The sequence below is a fragment of the Mesorhizobium sp. NZP2077 genome (genome assembly GCF_013170805.1).
Taxonomy (GTDB): Bacteria; Pseudomonadota; Alphaproteobacteria; order Rhizobiales; family Rhizobiaceae; genus Mesorhizobium.
This window is the reverse complement of record NZ_CP051293.1, coordinates 701,536-723,152: the sequence shown is the minus strand read 5'-3', so window position 1 is coordinate 723,152 and position 21,617 is coordinate 701,536. Positions and strand designations below refer to the sequence as shown.

The 21,617-nt window shown below is 64.1% G+C and carries 15 protein-coding genes; 9 read left to right on the top strand and 6 right to left on the bottom strand.

Going from position 1 to position 21,617, the window contains the following annotated elements; translation table 11 throughout:
- The first annotated feature begins 158 nt into the window (after positions 1 to 158).
- From HGP13_RS03370 to HGP13_RS03345, 6 genes are all read left to right on the top strand, one after another.
- The gene (locus HGP13_RS03370) at positions 159 to 2,396 is read left to right on the top strand and encodes a hypothetical protein (protein ID WP_172221505.1); all 2,238 of its coding nucleotides are present in this window, start codon (positions 159 to 161) and stop codon (positions 2,394 to 2,396) included.
- 10 nt (positions 2,397 to 2,406) lie between these two features.
- On the top strand, positions 2,407 to 6,387 hold the full coding sequence (locus HGP13_RS03365; protein WP_172221502.1) for a hypothetical protein: 3,981 nt from the start codon (positions 2,407 to 2,409) through the stop codon (positions 6,385 to 6,387).
- A gap of 209 nt (positions 6,388 to 6,596) precedes the next feature.
- Positions 6,597 to 7,274: a ribulose-phosphate 3-epimerase gene (rpe, locus tag HGP13_RS03360; RefSeq protein ID WP_172221499.1), complete on the top strand. Its 678-nt coding sequence runs from the start codon at positions 6,597 to 6,599 to the stop codon at positions 7,272 to 7,274.
- A 402-nt stretch (positions 7,275 to 7,676) separates the two neighbouring features.
- Entirely contained in the window at positions 7,677 to 8,420 is a 744-nt protein-coding gene (locus HGP13_RS03355; protein WP_172234602.1) for a GntR family transcriptional regulator, read from the top strand.
- A gap of 182 nt (positions 8,421 to 8,602) precedes the next feature.
- Positions 8,603 to 10,117 (top strand): malonyl-CoA synthase, encoded by a 1,515-nt coding sequence (locus tag HGP13_RS03350; RefSeq protein WP_172221496.1) that lies wholly within the window; start codon positions 8,603 to 8,605, stop codon positions 10,115 to 10,117.
- A gap of 71 nt (positions 10,118 to 10,188) precedes the next feature.
- A complete protein-coding gene (locus HGP13_RS03345) occupies positions 10,189 to 10,704 on the top strand; it encodes a hypothetical protein (RefSeq protein ID WP_172221493.1) in 516 nt (171 codons plus the stop codon).
- Between the two features lie 110 nt (positions 10,705 to 10,814).
- Here HGP13_RS03345 and HGP13_RS03340 read toward each other — a convergent pair whose 3' ends face one another.
- The 6 genes from HGP13_RS03340 to HGP13_RS03315 all read right to left on the bottom strand — a co-directional run bounded on the left by HGP13_RS03340 (position 10,815) and on the right by HGP13_RS03315 (position 17,922).
- Positions 10,815 to 12,863: an ABC transporter ATP-binding protein/permease gene (locus HGP13_RS03340; RefSeq protein WP_172221490.1), complete on the bottom strand. Its 2,049-nt coding sequence runs from the start codon at positions 12,861 to 12,863 to the stop codon at positions 10,815 to 10,817.
- 72 nt (positions 12,864 to 12,935) lie between these two features.
- Positions 12,936 to 14,051: an NAD(P)/FAD-dependent oxidoreductase gene (locus HGP13_RS03335; RefSeq protein ID WP_172221487.1), complete on the bottom strand. Its 1,116-nt coding sequence runs from the start codon at positions 14,049 to 14,051 to the stop codon at positions 12,936 to 12,938.
- Between the two features lie 10 nt (positions 14,052 to 14,061).
- A complete protein-coding gene (gene nagA / locus HGP13_RS03330) occupies positions 14,062 to 15,234 on the bottom strand; it encodes an N-acetylglucosamine-6-phosphate deacetylase (protein ID WP_172221484.1) in 1,173 nt (390 codons plus the stop codon).
- On the bottom strand, positions 15,231 to 16,265 hold the full coding sequence (locus tag HGP13_RS03325; RefSeq protein WP_172221480.1) for an SIS domain-containing protein: 1,035 nt from the start codon (positions 16,263 to 16,265) through the stop codon (positions 15,231 to 15,233). The genes nagA and HGP13_RS03325 overlap by 4 nt, the downstream gene beginning before the upstream one ends.
- Positions 16,262 to 17,044 carry a GntR family transcriptional regulator gene (locus HGP13_RS03320; RefSeq protein WP_096452258.1) on the bottom strand — a complete coding sequence of 261 codons (783 nt, stop codon included), beginning with the start codon at positions 17,042 to 17,044 and terminating at the stop codon, positions 16,262 to 16,264. The genes HGP13_RS03325 and HGP13_RS03320 overlap by 4 nt, the downstream gene beginning before the upstream one ends.
- Entirely contained in the window at positions 17,041 to 17,922 is an 882-nt protein-coding gene (locus tag HGP13_RS03315; RefSeq protein WP_172221477.1) for an N-acetylglucosamine kinase, read from the bottom strand. The genes HGP13_RS03320 and HGP13_RS03315 overlap by 4 nt, the downstream gene beginning before the upstream one ends.
- Positions 17,923 to 18,120: 198 nt before the next feature.
- Between HGP13_RS03315 and HGP13_RS03310 the strand changes: the two genes are divergently transcribed.
- The 3 genes from HGP13_RS03310 to HGP13_RS03300 all read left to right on the top strand — a co-directional run bounded on the left by HGP13_RS03310 (position 18,121) and on the right by HGP13_RS03300 (position 21,609).
- The gene (locus tag HGP13_RS03310; protein ID WP_172221474.1) at positions 18,121 to 19,050 is read left to right on the top strand and encodes an N-acetylmuramic acid 6-phosphate etherase; all 930 of its coding nucleotides are present in this window, start codon (positions 18,121 to 18,123) and stop codon (positions 19,048 to 19,050) included.
- Positions 19,051 to 19,167: 117 nt separating this feature from the next.
- Positions 19,168 to 20,427, top strand: a complete 1,260-nt coding sequence (locus HGP13_RS03305; RefSeq protein WP_172221469.1) for an ABC transporter substrate-binding protein — start codon at positions 19,168 to 19,170, stop codon at positions 20,425 to 20,427.
- 252 nt (positions 20,428 to 20,679) lie between these two features.
- Positions 20,680 to 21,609 carry a sugar ABC transporter permease gene (locus HGP13_RS03300; RefSeq protein WP_172221466.1) on the top strand — a complete coding sequence of 310 codons (930 nt, stop codon included), beginning with the start codon at positions 20,680 to 20,682 and terminating at the stop codon, positions 21,607 to 21,609.
- Positions 21,610 to 21,617 lie beyond the last annotated feature (8 nt).

Below are 21,617 nucleotides of genomic sequence, written 5' to 3'. Positions count from 1 at the left end.
AAAGCCCCTGTTCATAAGAAATCCCGTTCGGTCACCGTTGTTCCGGCGCCGCACGGCTTGGCGCGTATATAAGAACAGGCGGCATCGGGCGCAAGCATTCTGCGCAACGCTTCCATGAACCTTTCCACCTCCGCGCGCGACTGACGTCCAGGTGCTGCATGGTGCGGCCCGGAAAGGAAGCCCCCATGACCAGCAACCCTGAGACTCCCAGGTCTCCGGGAACAACAGGAGCTCGGCGCGACCACCGCCTTCGGGACGGAGTCGATGCGCTGGGCTTTCCGCTGATTCCGTTGACCCTGCGTAAGAGCAGGCGTATCGTGATTTCGAGGAAAGCAGACAATTCGATCAGGGAAGAACGAGCCGGACCGCCGCGCCCTGCCCTGATTTGCGCGGCGGCCCCGGACGTTTCTCCCCTGGACTACGGGGGTAGTGCCATGTCTCGCATCCGCGGCTCGTTCGCATCGTCTCTCTATGGCTACTTGCGCCGCACCGCTTATGCCGGTGGCGGTTTGGTGGCCCTGGCACTTGCCGCCGGCCTTTGGCTTACCGGCACTGCCCAGGCGCAGGAAACCCAGATCATCTATCCCGGCTCGATGGCGGTCACCGGCTTTCCCGGAACCGTCATTCCCAATTTGGATGAGGGCCTGCCGCCCGGCGTCGATCCGGTCGACGAAACCTTCATCGACACAACGCGCGCCACCTTGCGCGTGTTCGACGTTTCGCATCTCGGCGGCCCGGCCTCGGGCCAACTCGTCTTTACCCCGCCGCCTTTCGAGGTGACATCAGGCCAGATCGGCGAAGTGTTCGGCCTTACCTATGATGACGGCGTGCGCGATGGTGTGCCGTCCGGCATTCCCAACCTTTACGCCGCCGCCACCTCGCTGCACGGCATCGAGATCGTCACGCCGGACGCCGACAGTGACGGCAGGCCGGAGCGGCAGCGCCGCGGTACATCAGGCGCCACCTTCATGAAAGGCCAGTTCGGCACCGAAAATGGCGGCGGACCGGGCACCATCTGGAAAATCGACGGCATCACCGGCCAGGTCGCCAAATTCGCCGACATCGACACCAACAGCGGTCCCGGCATCGGAAATATCACCTTCGATCCCAACCACCGCCAGTTCTTCGCCTCCGACCTCGACACCGGCCTGATCCATCGCATCGATGCCAACGGCGCACTGATCGACACCTTCGATCATGGCGTCGCCGGGCGCCCGGCGCATGGACTGGCTCCGGTCGCCGACGACGGCGCGGTGATGGACATACAAGGTGCCGCCTTCGACTCGGAAGACCCTGAGACCTGGGGTTACACGCAGGATGAACGCCGTGTCTGGGCCGTCTCCTATCATGGCGGCCGGCTCTATTATTCGGTCGGCGAAAAGTCAGAAATCTGGTCGGTGGGCATTGCCCGCGACGGCACCTTTGCCGGCGACCCGCGCTGGGAATTGACGGTCAAGGCCGACAAGGACTACGCGGTCACCGACATCGCCTTCGACAACAGCGGCTTCATGTACCTGGCGCAGCGCGGCCCGGTCGAAAACCGCTACGATTACAGCCGCTTCGCCGATTCCGGCAAGGGCGAGGTCATCCGCTACTGGCTTGAGAACCCGGACGATCCGGCGACCGAATCGGTCTGGGTGGAAGCGCCGCAGGAATATGCGGTCGGTTTTCCCCAAGGCAACCGGCAGTCGGCCGGCGGTCTCGACCTGCAATATGGCTATGACGCCGACGGCAATCTCGACACCTCGGTCTGCACCCAGACTCTGGTCAACACCGGCGACAAACTGCGTGACAATCCAGCCCTTGCCGACCAGCTCGCCGCCGGCGGGCCGCTCGCGGTGCATGGCGTCCAGATCACGCCCAAGGAACTGGTCAAGCCGGCCAACGTGCCGCCCTTCGGTTCCTGGTTCGTCGATTTCGACGGCTATTTCGAGGATCCCGAGGTGGAAGGCCATGTCGGCGACGTCGCCGTCTGGCATCCCTGCGAGGGCCGTGCCGGCTATTATGAAGAAATCCCGGGCGGCTATCTGCCCCCCTTCTATCCGCCGGACTTCCCACCGCCCGGCAATCTGCCTCCCTGTCTCGATGTCGAGGACGTCCAGTACTACTGCACGCCTTCGGGCCTCGAGGCGGATCTCTATCTCCATGACCATGCCGGCTTCGGCGGCGATTCGATCAAGGCCCAGTCCAGGACGCCAGGCGTCGGGGTGACTTCACCCATGTCGCATGCGCCCGGCAAGCCCTACACGATCAACATCACCGGCCATTATCCGGGCGACAGAGTGGATGTTGGACTTTGCTTCTACAGGAAGTCCGACAAGGACAAGGGTGGCTACTACCCTTGCTGCAAGATGACCTTGCCGCTCCGCACCCCAGCCGTCAGCTGCGAACGTTGAGGAGGGGAAGATGAAAAATCTCGCACTCTCCCCGCTCGCGGAAAACAACTCAAGCGACAAGCAGTCAACTGTCATGGAGACGATCATGAAACCCCTGTCATACGCCAGGCGCGGCGCGCGCTGGCTGATGGCGGCCGGTATCGCGGTCGCCACCCTAACCCCGGTGCAAAGCTTCGCCTTTGATGTCTACACCGCTGTTACCCAGCCCAAGCTCGATTTCGACAACCCACGCATCGTCAATCCGGAGCCGGGCCGGCTCGTGCCCTTCTTCACCAAGAAAGGCGGACAACGAAGCTGCGACTATGTCGAATATTTCCTGAGCTTCGGCGTGCGCGGCGATCCGCAGAATTTTGCCAACCCGAGCCTGGCGGCCCTGCTGAAGAAAGCCCAGCTCGACTTCAAGGACGTGCTTCCGCACGGCCTGCAGATCGTCAGCGTGCATGTGGCCGGCGACGGCACGGATTCGTCCGGCGGGCCTTTGCCCGGCGCTTCGATCAGCACGTCGACAAATCCCAACGATACGGCGACGGTTTCCGATTTCCGGCTTTCCGCCGACGATCTCGACGGCGTCGGCGCTCCCAATGAACGCGTCATCACTTTCCAGATCACGGCCAAGATCGACCACGCGGCGTTTCCCGCGCCGACGATGGTCGACAACCAGGGCCTGATCAAGGTGACGAACGGAACCGGCACGGGCTCCATCATCCCGTCGCAGGATCCGGGCAAGCCGGACGACGGCAACATCGCGACCGGCGAAAAAACGTCGATCAAGATCGACGTCACCAAATGCGACAAGCAGCCCCCGCCTCCGACCGACCATGAATGCTTCAAGGTCGAACGCGGCACGGTCGACTGCGTGCCCGGCGGTGGTGCCTTCATCTACCACATGCCGGTCGGCCCCGAGATGGGCGGCAAGTGGGTGCAGCTTTCGACCACCACATCGGGCATCAGCATCCTCCCCGACGCCCAGAAGGTGCCGGTGGGTGGCGGCGTGCTCGACTGGAAGATCGTCGGCGCGTCACCCGGCGAGACGATCCATATCATCGTCACGGGCATCAACACCTATGCTGGCCCGAAGGAAGGCTGGGGCCTGTGCTGCACGCAGACCATAGACATCGTCATCCCGCCGGACCTGAAATGTCCGCCACGGGACAAGGAACCGGACCTCAAGGTGGAAAAGCATGCCGATGTGCCGCGCTGCACCATGGCCGGCGGCTGCGACTTCACCATCAGGGTCACCAATGTCGGCACCGCGCCCTATAACGGCAAGATCGTGCTCGACGAGGTGACGCTGCCGGCCGGCTCGACGCTGAGTTCAGGGCCCAATCCGCCCTGGGTCTGCGTGCCCGGCGCCACCCCGATGACGTGCACCTATCCGGTGACCACGCTCAATCCGGGCGCCTTTGTCGACCTCAAGCTCGGCTTCAGGCCGGCCGGCGGCTGGCAAGGCCAGGTGTTGCGTAACTGCGCCACCTACAATTATCCGGCCAGCGGCAAGCCGCTGTTCGGCAGCCAGCAAAACGACAGGGGCTGCGCCTCGATCCCGATCTGCCGCCGTGGCGATCGTGACCGCGACTGCCAGCCGCCGGTCGAGAAGAAGGTCGACCTGATCCTGAAGAAGCGTGCCCGCACCGAGGTCTGCACGGCCGACGGCGTCTGTCTCTTCGTCATCGACATCATCAACAACGGCACATCAACCTATAGCGGGCCGCTGACGGTGATCGACAACTACCCCGGCGGCGCCCCGGCCTCTTCGACTTTCGGCCCAAGCCCGCCCTGGACTTGCGGTCCGAACGGCCCCGGCCAGTTCCGCTGCGACAATGCCGGCATCTCGTTGCCGGCGGGCGCCTCGACGCCAATCTTCGTCAAGGCGGTCATGCCGGCCGGCTACCAGTCGGATACGGTCGAGAACTGCGCCGCGGTCAAGGCCATCCCCGGTGAGGTCGACCTTGCCAACAACAAGGCCTGCGCCAAGGAACGCATCCGTCATCCCAATGGCGGCCAGCCCGGTCTGCGGATCACCAAGGTGTGCAGTGGCTCGCTGGCCGGTGCCGCGGTCGTATCTTGCCGTATCACCGTCTCCAACGGCGGCACCGCGGCCCCCACCGGTCCGGTGCGGGTCAACGATGCCGCCACGCTGGTATCGGGCGGCGCGCCCGTCCAGATCCAGACCGTCACTCCTGACGGTGCGGAATGGGCATGCGGACCGGTCCCGGCCAATGCGCTGTCGTGCCAGATTCCGGGCGCCGTCATGACGCCTGGGACCAGCCGCCACTTCGACGTGACGGTCTCGGCCAATGGCGAGTTCGAGAACTGCGCGCGCGGCTCCTACGGGCCGGCGCAAGGCGACGACGTCGTCTATCCGATCGGCCAGGCCTGCGCCAAGGGCGGCGGCTCTTCGACCATCCGTGTCGAAAAGACCGGCGACCGCGAATGCCGGCTCGGCCAGCCCTGCTCGTTCGACATCACCATCACAAATGATGGAACGAGCCCCTTCTCCGGTCCGGTTCGCATCGGTGATGCGATCGGCGTGGAAGGCCTCGGCCGGCTGGATGGCGTTGCGATCACCTCGATCGACCCGCCCTTCGGCTGTTCGCCGGAGCCGACGACACTGCCGGCCTCCTGCATTGCCAACCTGACGCTCGGCGCCGGCGAAAGCCAGTCGCATCACGTCACCGTGGTCATCCCCGACGATGGCCGCCTGGCCAATCTGCAGGGCAACGTCAACGGCCAGAACTGCGTTGGCGTCCTGTCTCCTGATACGCGGGTGCAGGGCGGCGGCGACGTGCTGGGCGGTGATCAGACCAACGCGCAGGGCGATCGTGGCAAGGCCTATGCGTGCCACCCCTTCATCATCACCCATGAGATGAAGAAGGAGTGCTCGCCAGGCTTCGTCATGAACGATGCTGGCCGCTGCGTCTGCCCGGAAGGCACCACCTTCCGCAACGGCCAGTGCACCGGCGGCGGCACCAACCTTCTGCCGCTCCCCGTGCCGCCGCCGAAGCGCTGCGTGCTGCTCGAAGGCCAGATCCGCACCGAGGACGGGCGCTGCATCTGCCCGCGCGGCACGGCGCTGGAGAACGGCGCCTGCGTCAGGACCGACAAGCCAGGCTGCACCATACCCGGTTCGGTCCCGACTTCGGACGGCAATGGCTGCTACTGCCCTGACGGCACGCATCTCGACAGGCAAGCGAATGCATGTGTGAGAGACAGGCCGAAGCCTGAGCAGTGCACCATCCGTGGCCAGATCCACAATGCCGATGGCGACTGCGTCTGCCCACAAGGGACCGAGGTGCGCAACGGTGCCTGCCGTCCGGCCCGGCCGAAGCCTGAGCAGTGCACCATCCGTGGTCAGATCCAGAATGCCGATGGCGATTGTGTCTGCCCGCAAGGGACAGAGGTACGCAATGGTGCCTGCCGTCCGGTCCGGCCGAAGCCTGACCAGTGCACGATCCGTGGCCAGATCCACAACGCCAATGGCGATTGCGTCTGCCCGGAAGGCACGGAAGTCAGGGGCAACGTCTGCCGACCGGTCCGGCCGAAGCCCGACCAGTGCACTATCCGTGGCCAGGTCCACGATTCCGACGGCAATTGCGTCTGCCCGAGGGGTACCGAGGTGCAAGGCAATGCCTGCCGGCGCAAGCAGCCGCAACAGCAGCAGTGCGACATACGCGGCCAGGTCCACAACCAGAATGGCGACTGTGTCTGTCCGCGTGGGACCGAGGTGGTCAACGGCGCATGCCGCAAACCAAGACAGCAGACGGAATGCGCTCCGGGCTCGCAGATGATCAATGGCCAGTGCCAGCCGATCTTCAGGCGGCGCTGCCCGGAAGGCACGATTGGGCGCTTTCCCAACTGCCGGCCGATGCGCGGACAGCCGTCGCTGGAGCTTAACCCGGGACTGCTGCTGCAGCAGGTCCTGCCACGGCGCCAGCCGCAGACCGATCAGCAGCCGGTACCAAACAGGATCCTGAAGCTCCAGCAGCAGTAGCCATCTGCTTGACGCCAGACCAGAGACCCGCCGGAGCAATCCGGCGGGTTTTTTCTTCATGCCAGGGGGCAAGTGGGAATTGGCGGCAACGCAGCAACGTCACCCAAGCCTGTGGAGCCGCCATGCCTGCGCCCTCGACAAGTTACCTGGAGCGCATTACGCAGTCGGTTCAGAGCCGAATGAACAAGGGCGCTCGGAAAGGCCGCACGATGAGCAAAAAGACCTTGATCGCACCGTCGGTGCTGGCTTCGGACTTCTCGAAACTCGGCGACGAGGTCGAGGCCGTCGCGGCCGCCGGCGCCGACTGGATCCATCTCGATGTCATGGATGGCCATTTCGTCCCCAACATCACCTTTGGCCCGCCCGTCATCAAGGCGATCCGCAACCGCACCAAGGCCTTCTTCGACTGCCATCTGATGATTGCGCCGGCCGATCCCTATCTCGCCGCCTTCGCCGAGGCCGGCTGTGACGGCATGACGGTGCATGCGGAGGCCGGGCCGCATCTCGACCGCTCGCTGCAGACCATCAGGAACCTCGGCAAGAAGGCCGGCGTGTCGCTCAATCCGGCGACGCCGGAAACCATGATCGAATATGTGCTCGACCGGCTCGACCTGATCCTGATCATGACCGTCAATCCGGGTTTCGGCGGCCAGGCTTTCATCCCTGCCATGGTCGACAAGGTGAGACGGGTCAAGGCGCTGATCGGCGACCGGCCGATCCGCATCGAGATCGACGGTGGTGTCTCCCCGGAAACAGCCCCCCTGGTCACATCCGCTGGCGCCGATGTACTGGTGGCGGGTGCCGCCATCTTCAAGGGCGGCAGTGTTGAAGCCTACCGCGCCAACATCGAGGCGATCAGGACGGCGGCCGACAAGGCCGCCGGCTAAACTCACCGCGATCATCCCGTTTCAATCCAACAGGTCGGCCAAGAGCCGTTGTGCGAACGCCGCACTTTCAGGGTACGCCCTGCCCGAACCAGATTCGCTGAGAAGACCTGATTCGGGCGAACCATCCGCTGTCTTTGCGCGCGACAGAAAAGATGCATGCATGGGCACACCAGAAACAGATGATCCTGCGTGCATACAAAACACGTTAAGTTTCTACTGGTTGTAGAGACGCGCGATTTTCCGCGATCGGATGCAGATCGGGGCACATTCCTTTGTGCTTAAGTACAATAGCGCACATCTTGTGCTTGAGCCTATGGACGCAAGCACTGTATGGTACGTGTACGGAAGGGATGCTTCTCGGACTCGAATTGCCCAGAGAAAAATGGGGACAAGGGGTCAACTTTGACATACGGAGCTGCCAACCTGAACGACGACGGCACAGGAGCCAAGAGCACGCTTGCCACTACGGTCTACCAGCAATTGCGGGATGATCTCCTCGGCGGCGCTCTTGAAACCGAAAGCAAGCTGCGGGTCGAGTGGGTTGTTTCCAAGTATGGCGCCGGCGCCTCCCCGGTTCGTGAAGCCCTTAACCGACTTGCCTCCGAGGGGCTCCTCGGCCGCCACGACCAGCGTGGCTTTTTCATCATGCCGGTCAGTGCGACAGAGCTCGAGGAGCTGACGCGCACCCGCTGCTGGCTCGAAGAGCGGGCGCTCCGCGAATCCATTGCCCACCGCACCGCCGAATGGGAGGAACAGCTGGTGCTGGCGCTGCATCGCCTGGGCCGCGCCTCACGTCTTTCGCCGCAAAATGCCACGTCGCTCGATCCCGATTGGGAGAAATTGCACCGCACCTTCCATAGGGTGCTGATCTCGGCCTGCCGGTCGCACTGGCTGGTGGGCTTCTGCGATCAGCTTTCCGATCACGCTTATCGCTACCGGCAAATGGCCAATGACCGCGAAGGCATCCGGCGCGACGATTTCGGCGAACACCGGCTGATCGCCGAAAGCGCGCTGGACGGCAATGCCGACGGCGCCGTCCAGGCCTTGATCGATCACTACCAGCTGACGGCTGCCATGTGCATGGAACGCTTCAAGCAAGGCGAAATCGCAAAAGCCGCCGTCGCGGCCGAACGCGCCAGGCGGTAACGATCATTCCCTTTGGCGGCCCTTGCCGCGATCACTAGCGATCTTTCGGCAGACGTGAGGCGCTGGACCGCTGTTGGCGGTCTTGACGGCGTGGCTAGGAAACGCGAACTCTTCGCCGCCGGCGCATACACCCTCGAAGAGCATGGCCGGTGCCGCCATTGCCGCCACCCAGGGAAAACTTCATGAGCAATCATCTGTTCGATGCGTTCCGGTCCCGGATGCCGGCGCGCGGGCGTCTGTTGATGGAGACCGACGACGGGCGCTCGCTCAGCTATGGCGACATGCTGGCGCGGTCGGCACAGCTCGCGCATGCGCTGCTGCAACTGGACGTCGAGCCCGGTGACCGGGTCGCCGTGCAGGTCGAGAAGAGCCCGGAGGCGCTGTTGCTCTATCTCGCCTGCGTCCGCGCCGGTGCCGTCTTCCTGCCGCTCAACACCGCCTATACCCTGACCGAACTCGGTTATTTCTTCGAGGATGCGGCACCTCGGGTCATCGTCTGCGATCCGGCGAAGTCGGCCGATATCGGGCGCATGGTCGAGCCATCCGGCGCCGTGGTGGTCACCCTCGATCGCAATGGCCGGGGATCCCTTACGGACCAGGCATCGCGACAGGCGTCCGATCTTCACGATGTCGAGCGGGGCGCGGATGATCTCGCCGCGATCCTCTATACGTCGGGAACCACCGGCCGTTCGAAAGGCGCCATGCTCAGCCATGAAAACCTCGCCTCGAACGCGCGGGTGCTGGTCGAGCAATGGCGCTTCACCTCAGACGATGTGCTGATCCACGCGCTGCCGATCTTCCATACGCACGGCCTGTTCGTCGCCACCAATGTCATCCTGATGGCCGGCGCCTCGATGCTGTTCGAGCAGAAATTCGATCCGGCCCGCATCGTCGCGCTGCTGCCGCGTGCCACGGCGCTGATGGGCGTGCCGACCTTCTATACCAGGCTTTTGCAACAAGACGGCCTGGACCGTGAGACGGCTAAGAATATCCGACTGTTCGTGTCCGGTTCGGCGCCGCTGCTGGCCGAGACGCACAAGGCCTGGCGCGAGCGCACCGGCCACGCCATCCTCGAACGCTACGGCATGACCGAGACCAACATGAACACGTCGAACCCCTATGAGGGCGAACGGCGCGCCGGCACGGTCGGCTTCCCCTTGCCTGGCGTGTCGCTGCGCATTGCCGATCCCGACAGCGGCAAACCTCTGGCACAGGGCGAGGTCGGCATGATCGAGGTCAAGGGTCCGAACGTGTTTGGCGGCTACTGGCGCATGCCGGAAAAGACCAAGGCGGAATTCCGCGCCGACGGTTTCTTCATCACAGGCGATCTCGGCACGGTTGACACCGAAGGCTATGTCCACATCGTCGGCCGCGGCAAGGACCTGATCATTTCGGGCGGCTACAACATCTATCCGAAGGAGCTCGAAAGCGAGATCGACGCGCTCGACGGGGTGAGCGAGAGCGCCGTGATCGGCGTCGCCCATCCGGATTTCGGCGAAGGCGTCACCGCGGTCGTCGTGCGGGCGCCGGCATCGCGGATCACCGGCGCCGAAATCCTCGGCGCCATCGCCGGGCGCGTGGCAAAATACAAGCATCCGAAGCAGGTGATCTTCGTCAACGAATTGCCGCGCAACACGATGGGCAAGGTGCAGAAGAATCTTCTGCGCGAAACCTACAAGGATCTCTATGCGTCCTAGGTTGTAGACGCTGCAAACCCGGCCGTGGCTGGTAGTGTTGGATCATGATGCTCTGAAGGTAGGATAGTCCGATGCTCGCATTTGAAGACCACCGATGGGGCGAACTGCAGCATGCGTATGGCCGCGCGGCGAACGTTCCGAGGTTACTCCGGGAACTCCGCTTAGCCACAAGTCCTAGGAACGGCTATCAGGAGGAGCCGTGGTACAGCCTCTGGTCAAGCCTTTGCCACCAAGGTGACGTTTATACCGCCTCATACGCGGCTGTTCCGCACATTGTGAAAATCGCGACTGAGACGCGAACGCCTATCGACTCTTCATTCTTCCAGCTACCTGCGGCTATTGAAGTTGCCAGGAGAACGGGCCACGGACCTGAGATCCCGACCGAGTGCGGCGAGGACTATCACCGTGCTGTGGCGAATCTTGGCGAGATCGTCAGTCTCCATCGAAACGAGGCTTGGGATCAATCGATGCTCTTGTCGGCAATGGCTGCTCAGGCAATTGCCAAAGGTCATGTCGATGTCGCTGAGGCCATGCTGAATTTAGACAGCGATTTGATCGCCAAGATCAACAGGCTCGAGTTCAATTAGCGGTTCGACCGCCAAGGCTGATTCACTGTTGGAACGAGCCGATGAGATCTATCAGGAGCACGTCCGTCAGGCATCGCGTCCAGACAACCAGATAGACCCCCTGGTCCAGCTTACTTGGCCTTCCCATTGCCGGAGCCCCACAAGGCGCGGTGGATCAGGCCGCGTTTGCGCTTGCGTGGCACAAGGTCGATATCCCCGACCAGTTTTGCGCCGCCCTTGTGCCGTTCCAGCGTGATCTTGCGGGTGTGGAAGGCTTCCAGTTCGGCGCGGTGCCCCACGCTGACCATGGTGACCTCGGGCAATTCGCGGATCACCGTTTCCATCATCTGGTCCTGGCTTTTTTCGTCCAGCGCCGAAGTCGCCTCGTCCAGCACGACGATGTCTGGGCGATGCAGCAAGAGGCGTGCGAAGGCGACCCGCTGCTTTTCGCCACCCGACAGGGTCTGGTCCCAGGGCGCTTCCTCCTTGATCCGGCCGGCGAGGTGGCCGAGGCCGACCTTGTCGAGGGCCGCCTTGATCTGCTCGAGCTTCCAGTGGTTGGCGGCCGCGGGGTAGGCGACCACCCGACGCAGCGTGCCGGACGGGATGTAGGGCCGTTGCGGCAGCATGAACAATCGCTTGTCGGGATGGAAATTGACGCTGCCGCTTCCCCATGGCCAGAGGCCTGCAATCGCCCGCACCAGTGTTGACTTGCCCGAGCCGGATTCGCCGGACACCAGCACCCGCTCGCCCGCTTCGACCCCGACTTCCGTTTCCTTGACCACTGACGTGCCGTCGTCCAGCGTCACCGAGAGATTGTCGAGGGAGAGCATCGTATCGCCCTTGGTCTCGCCGTGAAGGATGCGCCCCAGCTCGTTGCTCTGCTCGGCGCGCTCCAGCCCGTCGAGCGACATCATCAGCGAGGCGATGCGCCGGGCCGAGGCGTTCCAGTCGGCAAGGCGCGGATAATTGTCGACCAGCCAGCCGAACGCGCCCTGCACGATGGCGAAGGCGGAGGCAGCCTGCATGACTTGTCCGAGCGACATTGAGCCTTCGAGAAACTTTGGCGCGCACAGCAGCACCGGCACGACCGGCGCGAACAGGCTCGAGCCCTGCGACACCACCGTCGTGCGCATGTGCTGGCCGGTCAATTGCGCCCATCGCTTCAGCACGCCGGCAAAGGTCCTGTCGATGCCGCTGCGTTCCTCCTCCTCGCCGCCGAGCAAGGCGATGCTCTCACCGTTTTCGCGCACGCGCGTCAGTACGTAGCGGAATTCGGCTTCCGTCTGGTTCTTCTCTTCGGACAGCCGCACGAAATCGCGGCCGATAACGAACATCGAGGTCGAGGTGAGCGCGGCATAGATCACCGCCGTGATGACGAGGAAGCCGGGCACGGTGAAGGTCGACCCTCCCAATGTGAAGCTCAAGGCTCCGCCGATCGTCCACAGCACCACGATGAAGGTCGAGGCCGACAGGGTGGCGACAATCACGCCGGCGACGAAATCGACGGGCGCCTCGGTGGCGACCCGCAGATCCTCCGAGAGGCGGGCCTCGGGGTTCTGGTGGTCGCCTTGCACGAGGTTCAGCTGGTAGTAGCGGCCGTTGGCGAGCCAGCGCGCTATCACCGAGGTGGTCAACCAGGAGCGCCAGCGGCGCTGCATGGTCATGCGCAGATAGACCTGCGCGACGACAAGGCTGATGCTGCCAAGCACGAGCGGCACGAACACCGCACTCAGGAAATAGACGCTATGGGCGTCGCGCTTCTCGATGGCGTCGAAGATCGAGCGGTTCCAGACATTGATCCCGTACTGGAAGCCGACATTGACGACGATCAGGATCAGCAGCCCGATCGTCAAGGGCCAGCCGAGTCTGTCGCCGTGCCGTCCCCAGTAGCCGCGTCCGCTGATCCAGAACCGCTTCAGCAGGTATTTCTTGCGTGCCTGTTCGGCTTGCTCTGGCGTCAGCTGTGGATCGGGTTCGACGGCCTCCGGGGGCGGCGTCTCGTCGACAATTCCGGGAGCTGCCGCTTCGACGGTCGAGGCTTTCTTGTCGCGTGGCTTCTTTTCGCGCGGAACTTGGTCGGGCGGCCTCTCGTCACGCGGCTTTTGCCGTCGCGACTTGGGGGCGTTGCGCGGCTTGATTCCATCGGCCGGTGTCGATCTGGGTTTCGCGTCGGACATGCGCTCCGACAACGGCCTCGAAATCAAAAGGTTTCATGGTGTTCGCCTGAGAGGAGAGATTCCCGGCGGTGCTTATAATTGCGTATATAGCAGGTCGACGACATGGTCGGCGATCGCCAGGCTTGCCGTCAGGCCGGGGCTCTCGATGCCGAACAGATTGACGATCCGCCCGGCGCCATGATCGGCCGGACCCTGGATCATGAAATCGGCCGCAGGCTGACCGGGACCAGACAGTTTCGGCCGGATGCCGGCATAGGCCGGCTGCAGGGCGCCGTCGGCAAGATCGGGCCAATAGCGCCGGATCGCTTCGTAGAAGACGGCGCTTCGGCCGGGATCGACGGTGTAATCGACATGGTCGATCCATTCGACATCGGGCCCAAAGCGGGCATTGCCGCCGAGGTCATGCGTCAGATGGACGCCAAGGCCACCTTCGACCGGGACCGGATAGATCAGCCGCGAAAATGGCGAGCGGCCTGAAAGCGCGAAATAGTTCCCGCGCGCCAGCCATTGCCGGGGGATGAGATCTGTTGGGAAACCGTCGATGCGGCCGGCCACCGCCTGCGCTTCGAGGCCCGCGGCATTGATGAAGGTGCCGGCCTCCAAAGCGAAGGTCTCGCCATTGGCATCGCGCGTGTCGATCCGGATCCCGCCGGCCTCGATCGTCGCCCCCGCGAATGAGGTGAGGAATGCGCAAGATGCGCCGGCGGCTTCGGCGTCACCGCGCAGCGACAGCATTAGTGCATGGCTGTCGACAATGCCGGTCGATGGCGACAACAGCGCGGCGGCGCATGTCAGTGCTGGCTCCAGGCTTTCGGCTTCGCCGCGCGTCAAGAACTGGAGATCGTCGACCCCACAGCGTCGCGCATTGGCCTCGATCGCCCGCAATCTGTCGATCTGGCCGGCCTTGCTGGCGACGATCAACTTGCCGGCGCGCTTGTGGGCAATGGTGTGCTCGGCGCAGTAGGCGTAGAGACGCCGGCGTCCCTCGACGCAGAGCCGGGCCTTCAGGCTTCCCGGTGCATAATAGAGCCCGGCATGGATGACTTCGGAATTGCGTGAACTGGTGACCGTGCCGATCGCGTCGGCCTGCTCGACCACCACCACCTCGCGGCCCGACTCAGCGAGGGCCCTGGCAATCGCAAGGCCGACGACGCCTGCTCCGGCGACGACACAATCGATAGTCTGCATGGCCTCGCTTTCAGCGTGAAGCGCCGGCCTCGAACACCTTGTCGCCGCCGATCCAGACGCTTCCTATGCCAAGATCGTCAGACAGCGCAACGACATCCGCCGCCGTGCCGTTGGCAAGGCGGCCAAGCCGATGCGACTGGCCGATCGCTTGCGCCGGATAGAGCGAGGCCATGCGCAAGGCTTCCGAGAGTTCGACACCGACGACGCTGTGCATGAAGCGCACGGCCGAGATCATGTCGAGATCGGCGCCCGCCAGCGTCCCGTCGGCGAGCCTGAGGCTCCCATCCCGGCGGTAGATGGTGCGGCCGTTCAGCGTGAACGAGGTCATGTCGGTGCCGATCGTCGCCATCGCGTCGCTGACCAGCACGATCTTGCCCGGTCCCTGTTTGGCGTCGAGCGCGATCCTGATGGTAGCGGGATGGACATGGATGCCGTCGGCGATCAGCCCGGCGGACAAGGTGCCGATGTCGATGGCCGTGCCGGCCAGGCCCGGTTCGCGGTTGCCGATCTGGCTCATGGCGTTGAACAGATGGGTGACCACGCTGGCGCCCGCGTCGGCGAAAGCTTTTGCGGCAGCGTAACCGGTGTCGGAATGACCGAGGCTGACGACGACGCCGGCCTTGGCCAAGGCCGCAACGCGTGCCGGTTCGACGGATTCCGGCGCAATCGTGGTGAGCAGCACCGGCAGCTTCTGCCGTGCCGCGATCAGCATTGCCTGGTCTTCATCAGTCATCGGCCTGATCAGCGCCGGATCATGCGCGCCCTTGCGGGCGATCGACAAATGCGGACCTTCGAGATGCAGGCCGAGGAAACCAGGGATCTTTTGCAGCGCAGCGGCTTCGCCAGCGGTGATCGCAGCTGCGGTGATGGCGGGCGTATCGGTGATCAGCGTCGCCAGCAGCGCCGTCGTGCCGAACGGCGCATGCGCCTTGCATATGGTTTCGATCGAGGCGACATCGGGATGGTCGTTGAGCATGACGCCGCCGCCGCCATTGACCTGGATGTCGACGAAGCCCGGCGCCAGAATACCGCCACCGGTCTCGACGGTGCGGACGTCCGAGGGGACGGCGCCGGTGGGCAAAATGGCCTCGACGAGGCCGTCGCGCACCACAAGCGCGTGGCCCTCATGCCAGTCGTCGCCGTCGAAAATGCGGGCGCCGGTCAGGGCAAAGCGATTGCTCATACCGTCTCCGTCACCTTGCGAAGATTGCGCGGCGTGTCCGGATCGAGACCCCGGTGGCGGGCGAAGGCCTCGACGAACACGTAGAAGGAGACGATCAGCGTCAGCGGATCGGTCAGCGGATGGCCAGTGGCGACATGCGGCAGGCGCGTGGCGCGGTTGGCCAGTGTCGAGGTGACGAACACCGGTGCCCCCTTGGCCGCCAGCCCGTCGGCGGCTTCAGCGACGGACGGTTCGGACGCGTCGCGCGCGGCCAGCGCCAGCACCGGAAAGTCGGGGCCGATCAGCGCCAGCGGGCCATGCATGACTTCGGCCGCGCTATAGGCTTCGGCATGCATGCCGCAGGTTTCCTTGAACTTCAGCGCCGCTTCGTTGGCCATTGCCGCCGAAGGGCCGCGGCCAAGGATGAACAGCGATTTCTGCTTCTCGATGGTTTCGGCAAGCACGCTCATCCAGTCGCAGGCGATCGCCTTGCCGAAATGCTCGGGCAGGCGGGCCAGCGCTGCCAGAAGCGCCTCGTCGCCAGTGGAATGCGCCATCAAGGCGAGACCGGCGACAGCGGAATTAACGAAGGTCTTGGTCGCCGCGACACTGCGCTCGGGCCCGGCCAATATGTCGATCGCATAGTCCGAGGCGCGCGCCAGCGGCGAATCGGCGGTGTTGGTGACGGCGATGGTCAGCGCGCCGCCGGCGCGTGCGGTTTCGGCCATGGCGACGATGTCGGGGCTCTTGCCCGACTGCGAGATCGCTAGGCAGGCCGAGCCGCCAAGGCGAAGCTTGCGGCCATAGATCGAGGCGATGGACGGACCGACCGAAGCGACGGCAAGGCCCGCGGTCAGTTCGACGGCATATTTCATGAAGGTCGCAGCATGGTCGGACGAACCGCGCGCCACGGTGACGACAAACTGCGGGTCGCGTTCCCTGATGCCGCGCCCGGCCTCGGCGAGCACGGCGCCGGAGCCATCGAGCAGGCGGGCGACGGCTTGCGGGATCTCCTCGATCTCGCGCTGCATATGGGTGGTGTTGGAGATCATGGTCGGCCCTCTTCGCTCGGCCCTGTCAGCCGCAGTTCGGCGACGAAATCATAGGCGTCGCCGCGGTAGATGGAGCGGGTGAATTCGATCACCTTGCCGCTCGCCAGATAGGAAATGCGCTCGATATGCAGGCCGGCAATGCCCGGCGGCACTTCGAGCAGCCGCGCATCGCTGTCGCCGAGATTGGCGGCCGAGATGCGCTGCACGGCGCGCACCGGCCGGTTGCCGGTCAGTTCCAGCGCCGCATAGAGCGACGAACCGATACCCGCCGGGTCGGGCAGCACGCTGGCCGACAGCGAGGCGCGTTCGATCGCCAGCGGCGTGTCGTTGGCGATGCGCAGGCGCGCCACGCGTGCCACCAGTTCGCTCGACGACAGGCCAAGCACCATCATCTCGTCGGGCGAAGGCGCGTAGAGGCCGCGGTCGAGCCAGGCCGAGCGCACCGCCATGCCGCGCCGCGCCATGTCTTCGGTAAACGAGGTGAGCCGCGACAGCGACTGCTCGACGCGTTCCATGCGCGGCGCCACGAACGTGCCGGAGCCATGGCGCTGCACCAGAATGCCGCCCTTGACCAGGTCCTGCACGGCCTTGCGCACGGTGACGCGCGAAATGTCGGCCTTGGTGGCGATGTCGCGCTCGGACGGCAGCGCGTCGCCCGGCCCGATCAGGCCGCGATTGACGGCGTCCTCGATGCTCTTGCGCAATTGCAGATAGAGCGGCGCGCCGCTTTGCGAGGATTGCTTCAGCGTGGCGAAGATCTGGTCGGCGGCGTCGCTCATCGAGCCGCCTCCGCTGGTTTGGCGAACAGACGCGCCGCCATCTGCACCGCCCCGCCCAGCGCGTCGTCGAGCGGCGGCTTCAGCAGTGCCTGGTAGCGTGCCGAGAGGCGCGGCGCATAAAGCGGTGCCAGTCCGCCGAGCAGGCAAAGCGGCGCATCATCCGGAAGGCCGAGCGCGCCGAGCGAAGCCTCGACATCGCTGACCGCCTTGCCGACGATCCAGTTGGCGACGGCATCGTCCTTTTCGGCATGCTCGAACACTTTGGGCGCGAAGCCGCCGAAATCGCCGGGCTTGGCATTGGTGGTGAACTCGACCACGTCCTCGGGATTGTTGCGGAAGGTGGCCATCATGGCGTCGGTCAGCGGCGAGCGCGCGCGCACGCCATCATGGGCCAGCAGGGTCTGTTCCAGGAGATCGCGGCCGATGCGGGCGCCGCTGCCCTGGTCGCCGACCTGAAAACCCCAACCGCCGATGGCGCGCGATTTACCGTTTCTGCGCGCCATATAGGCAGTGCCGGTGCCGAGGATCGCCATGGCGCCGTCACCGGAGCCGACGGCGCCTTCGAGCGCGATCTCGGCGTCGGTCTCGACGCGGCTGGTGCTGAACGGCAGGATCGCTTCGAGCTGTTGCCGGTAGGTGCCGACATTGGCGCCGGCGAGGCCGAGAATGGCGGGGGTTTGCGGGATCAGTTCGGGATCCTGTCCAGCGGCAATGAAAGCCTGCCGCGCGGCGTCGACAATGTTTGAGCGCGCGCCGGTGAGGTCGGTGCGGATGTTGGCGGCGCCGCTTTTGGCACGGCCAACGACAGCGCCGTCCACTGTTGCCAGGGCGGCCCTGCAGCTGGTGCCGCCGCCATCGATACCGAGCACGAATTTCACGCGATTTCTCCTCCGGGCGGATAATACCAATAAAATACCAATAGCCAAGGGTTAATTTCCGTTTCAAAAAGATTAAGCCGTATTTTATTGAAAATCCTCAGCATTTCGTCGGCTCAGCGATTTCCTGCCCGCGAATTCGTTAATGCATGTGGACAAGTGGTATTTTTTTGGTATTGTTCGGGTATTGGAGGAACGCGGATGGCTGAAACGCGCACCGAAGCGCTTCACAGGAATGCCGAGGGGCTGGATATCCAGGCCCCGGAAGCCATCCTTGTTTCGCTGGTCGATGCGCAGATCGAAGCCGCCAAGGCCGTCCGCAATGCCATCCCCGCCATCGCCAGAGCAGCTGAAATCATTGCCGACAGGCTGAACCGCGGCGGCAAGCTTGCATATGCCGCGGCCGGCAGTTCCGGCCTGATGGCGCTGGCCGACGCCTTGGAACTGCCCGGCACCTTCGGCATCCGGCGCGACCGTATCGCCATCCTGATCGCCGGCGGCGACGAGGCGTTCAAGACGCTGGCCGGCGGGCCGGAGGATGACACCGAGGAAGCCGCGACGGCCGTCGCCAATGCCGGCATCGGCGCGGGTGATTGCCTGATCGCCCTTTCCGCCAGCGGCACGACACCCTATGCGGTGCGCGCCGTCGAGGAAGCCGCTCGTCGCGGCGCGGCCACCATCGGCATCGCCAACAACCGGGACACGGCCCTGCTCCGCCAGGCCGATACCGCCATCTTGCTCGAAACGCCGCCGGAAGTGATCGCCGGCTCGACGCGCATGGGCGCCGGCACCGCCCAGAAAATCGCGCTCAACATGCTGTCGACACTGACCGCCGTGCATCTCGGCCATGTCCATGACGGCTACATGGTCAACCTCATGGCTGACAACATCAAGCTGCGCGACCGCGCCGCGCGCATCGTCGCCGCCGTCAGTGGGCGCAGCACGGATGATGCGGCGCGGCTGCTCGAAAAGAGCGGCGGCGCGGTCAAGACCGCCATTCTGCTCGCCGCCGGCGCCGACAGCGCCGATGCGGCGCAGAAGATACTGGAAGAGGCCGGCCAGAAGCTGCGGCCGGCCCTTTCCGCGCTGGCGCATGATCCCGGAAAAGATCATGCCCGAACAAAGAAGTAGGGCCTGTGTCATCCCGATTTCCATCGGGGTGAAACGGGCTTGCGAGGGGAGCAAGGGGTCAAAAGCCTCTGTTCTCATCAAAACCGAACCTGAAAAAGGTCAACAGGGAGACTGAGCATGACAACGAAACTACTGACGGCACTGCTTCTGGGCACCAGCATTCTCGGCTCGGCCGGGATGGCTTCTGCCGCGGACGTAACGCTCAACATCGAAAGCTGGCGTGGCGACGACCTTGCCATCTGGAAGGACAAGCTGATCCCGGCTTTCGAAGCCAAGAACCCGGGCATCAAAGTGGTGTTCGCACCATCGGCTCCGACCGAATATGACGCGGCGCTGGGCGCTAAGCTCGCCGCCGGCTCGGCCGGCGACCTGATCACCTGCCGCCCGTTCGACAAGTCGCTTGAACTCTACAAGAAGGGTAACCTTGCCGATCTCTCGGCGCTGCCCGGCATGGAGAACTTCTCGCCCGTTGCCAAGTCCGCCTGGCAGACCGACGACGGCAAGGCGAGCTTCTGCGTGCCGATGGCCTCCGTCATCCACGGCTTCATCTACAACAAGGACGCCTTCGACAAGCTCGGCATCAAGATCCCGACGACCCGTGACGAGTTCTTCGCCGCGCTCGACAAGATCAAGGCCGACGGCACCTACATCCCGATGGCGATGGGCACCAAGGATCTCTGGGAAGCGGCGACCATGGGCTACCAGAACATCGGCCCCAACTACTGGAAGGGCGAAGATGGCCGTGCAGCGCTGATCAAGGGCGACCAGAAGCTGACCGACAAGGACTGGGTCGCTCCCTATGAGGAACTGGCCAAGTGGAAGCCGTATCTCGGCGACGGCTTTGAGGCCCAGACCTATCCGGACAGCCAGAACCTGTTCACGCTCGGCCGCGCCGCCATCTACCCGGCCGGCTCGTGGGAAATCGGCCTGTTCAACACCCAGGCCCAGTTCAAGATGGGCGCCTTCCCGCCGCCGGTCGAGAAGGCCGGCGACACCTGCTACATCTCCGACCATACCGACATCGGCATGGGCCTGAACGCTGCTTCGAAGAACGCCGACGCCGCCAAGACCTTCCTGTCCTGGGTGGCCTCGCCGGATTTCGCCACCATCTACGCCAACGCGCTGCCGGGCTTCTTCAGCCTGAACTCCTCGCCGGTGAAGATGGCGGACCCGCTGGCGCAGGAATTCGTCTCCTGGCGCGGCAAGTGCAAGTCGACGATCCGCTCGACCTACCAGATCCTGTCGCGCGGTACGCCGAACCTCGAAAACGAGACCTGGGTTGAATCGGCCAACGTCATCAATGGCACCGATACGCCGGAAGCTGCCGCCAAGAAGCTGCAGACCGGTCTCGACAGCTGGTACAAGCCGGCGAAGTAAGAACTCAGGCAACGGAGCCGGCTGGGCGTATGCCTGGCCGGTTCCGAATACCCTGGCTCATAAGTGCATCAGTTCAGATAGCGATTGTCGGCACCGCCTCGCGGCCTTACCCTTGCTGGTCTTGGGGAAGGCTAGCTGATCAGTCGCAGGCCTTTGTTCTTGCCGCATTGGGCAAGGATGTCAGGGCCGTGCATCGAGGCATCATCTAGCATCAACATCGTCTGGAACCGAGAGACGGCGGGGACCGAACTCATGGCCGCAGAAACACGACCGAAAAGACCGACCCGCTGGCACATCGGCGTCTTCCTGGCGCCGGCGCTGCTCGTCTACACGGCGATCATGATCCTGCCGCTGGCCGGCACGCTGCAGCTGTCGCTGTTCCGCAACATCGAGCAGCACCAGATCTTCGTCGGGTTTGAAAATTTCCGCACCTTGTTCGGCGATCCCAACTGGTCCGTCGGGTTCTGGAATGCGCTGAGGAACAACACTTGGTTCTTCATCATCCACATGCTGGTGCAGAACCCGATCGGCGTCATGCTGGCAGCACTTCTGTCCAGCCCGAGGCTCCGGTTTGCCGCCTTCTACCGCACGGCGATCTTCGTGCCGACCATCCTGTCCTTTGTCATCGTCGGCTTCGCCTGGAAGCTGATCCTGTCGCCGCTATGGGGCGTGGCGCCGCATATGATGGACCTGGTCGGCCTGAAAAGCCTGTTCACGCCATGGCTCGGCAAGGAACAATACGCACTGACCGCGCTCAGCCTGATCTCGGTCTGGCAGTTCGTCGGCATTCCGATGATGCTGATCTACGCCGCCCTGCTGTCGATCCCCGAAGAGGTGATCGAGGCGGCCGAATGCGACGGCATCACCGGCCTGTCGCAGTTCTGGAAGATCAAGCTGCCGCTGATCCTGCCGTCGATCGGCATCATCTCGATCCTCACCTTCGTCGGCAATTTCAACGCCTTCGACCTGATCTACACCGCGCAAGGGGCGCTCGCCGGGCCGAACTATTCGACCGACATTCTCGGCACCTTCCTCTACCGCGCCTTCTTCGGCTTCCAGCTGCAGGTCGGCGATCCCAATATGGGCGCGGCGATCGCCACGATGATGTTCCTCATCATTCTTGGCGGCGTTTGCGTCTACCTCTTCCTCGTCCAGACGCGCCTGCGTCGCTACCAGTTCTGAGGGGCAAG

Coding starts and splice junctions, on each gene's coding strand:
- HGP13_RS03310 (WP_172221474.1), top strand. CDS start 18,121: ATGGCTGAAACGCGCACCGAAGCGCTTCACAGGAATGCCGAGGGGCTG.
- HGP13_RS03340 (WP_172221490.1), bottom strand. CDS start 12,863: ATGTCCGACGCGAAACCCAGATCGACACCGGCCGATGGAATCAAGCCG.
- HGP13_RS03350 (WP_172221496.1), top strand. CDS start 8,603: ATGAGCAATCATCTGTTCGATGCGTTCCGGTCCCGGATGCCGGCGCGC.
- rpe (WP_172221499.1), top strand. CDS start 6,597: ATGAGCAAAAAGACCTTGATCGCACCGTCGGTGCTGGCTTCGGACTTC.
- HGP13_RS03365 (WP_172221502.1), top strand. CDS start 2,407: ATGAAAAATCTCGCACTCTCCCCGCTCGCGGAAAACAACTCAAGCGAC.
- nagA (WP_172221484.1), bottom strand. CDS start 15,234: ATGAGCAATCGCTTTGCCCTGACCGGCGCCCGCATTTTCGACGGCGAC.
- HGP13_RS03370 (WP_172221505.1), top strand. CDS start 159: ATGGTGCGGCCCGGAAAGGAAGCCCCCATGACCAGCAACCCTGAGACT.
- HGP13_RS03335 (WP_172221487.1), bottom strand. CDS start 14,051: ATGCAGACTATCGATTGTGTCGTCGCCGGAGCAGGCGTCGTCGGCCTT.
- HGP13_RS03320 (WP_096452258.1), bottom strand. CDS start 17,044: ATGAGCGACGCCGCCGACCAGATCTTCGCCACGCTGAAGCAATCCTCG.
- HGP13_RS03305 (WP_172221469.1), top strand. CDS start 19,168: ATGACAACGAAACTACTGACGGCACTGCTTCTGGGCACCAGCATTCTC.
- HGP13_RS03345 (WP_172221493.1), top strand. CDS start 10,189: ATGCTCGCATTTGAAGACCACCGATGGGGCGAACTGCAGCATGCGTAT.
- HGP13_RS03325 (WP_172221480.1), bottom strand. CDS start 16,265: ATGATCTCCAACACCACCCATATGCAGCGCGAGATCGAGGAGATCCCG.
- HGP13_RS03300 (WP_172221466.1), top strand. CDS start 20,680: ATGGCCGCAGAAACACGACCGAAAAGACCGACCCGCTGGCACATCGGC.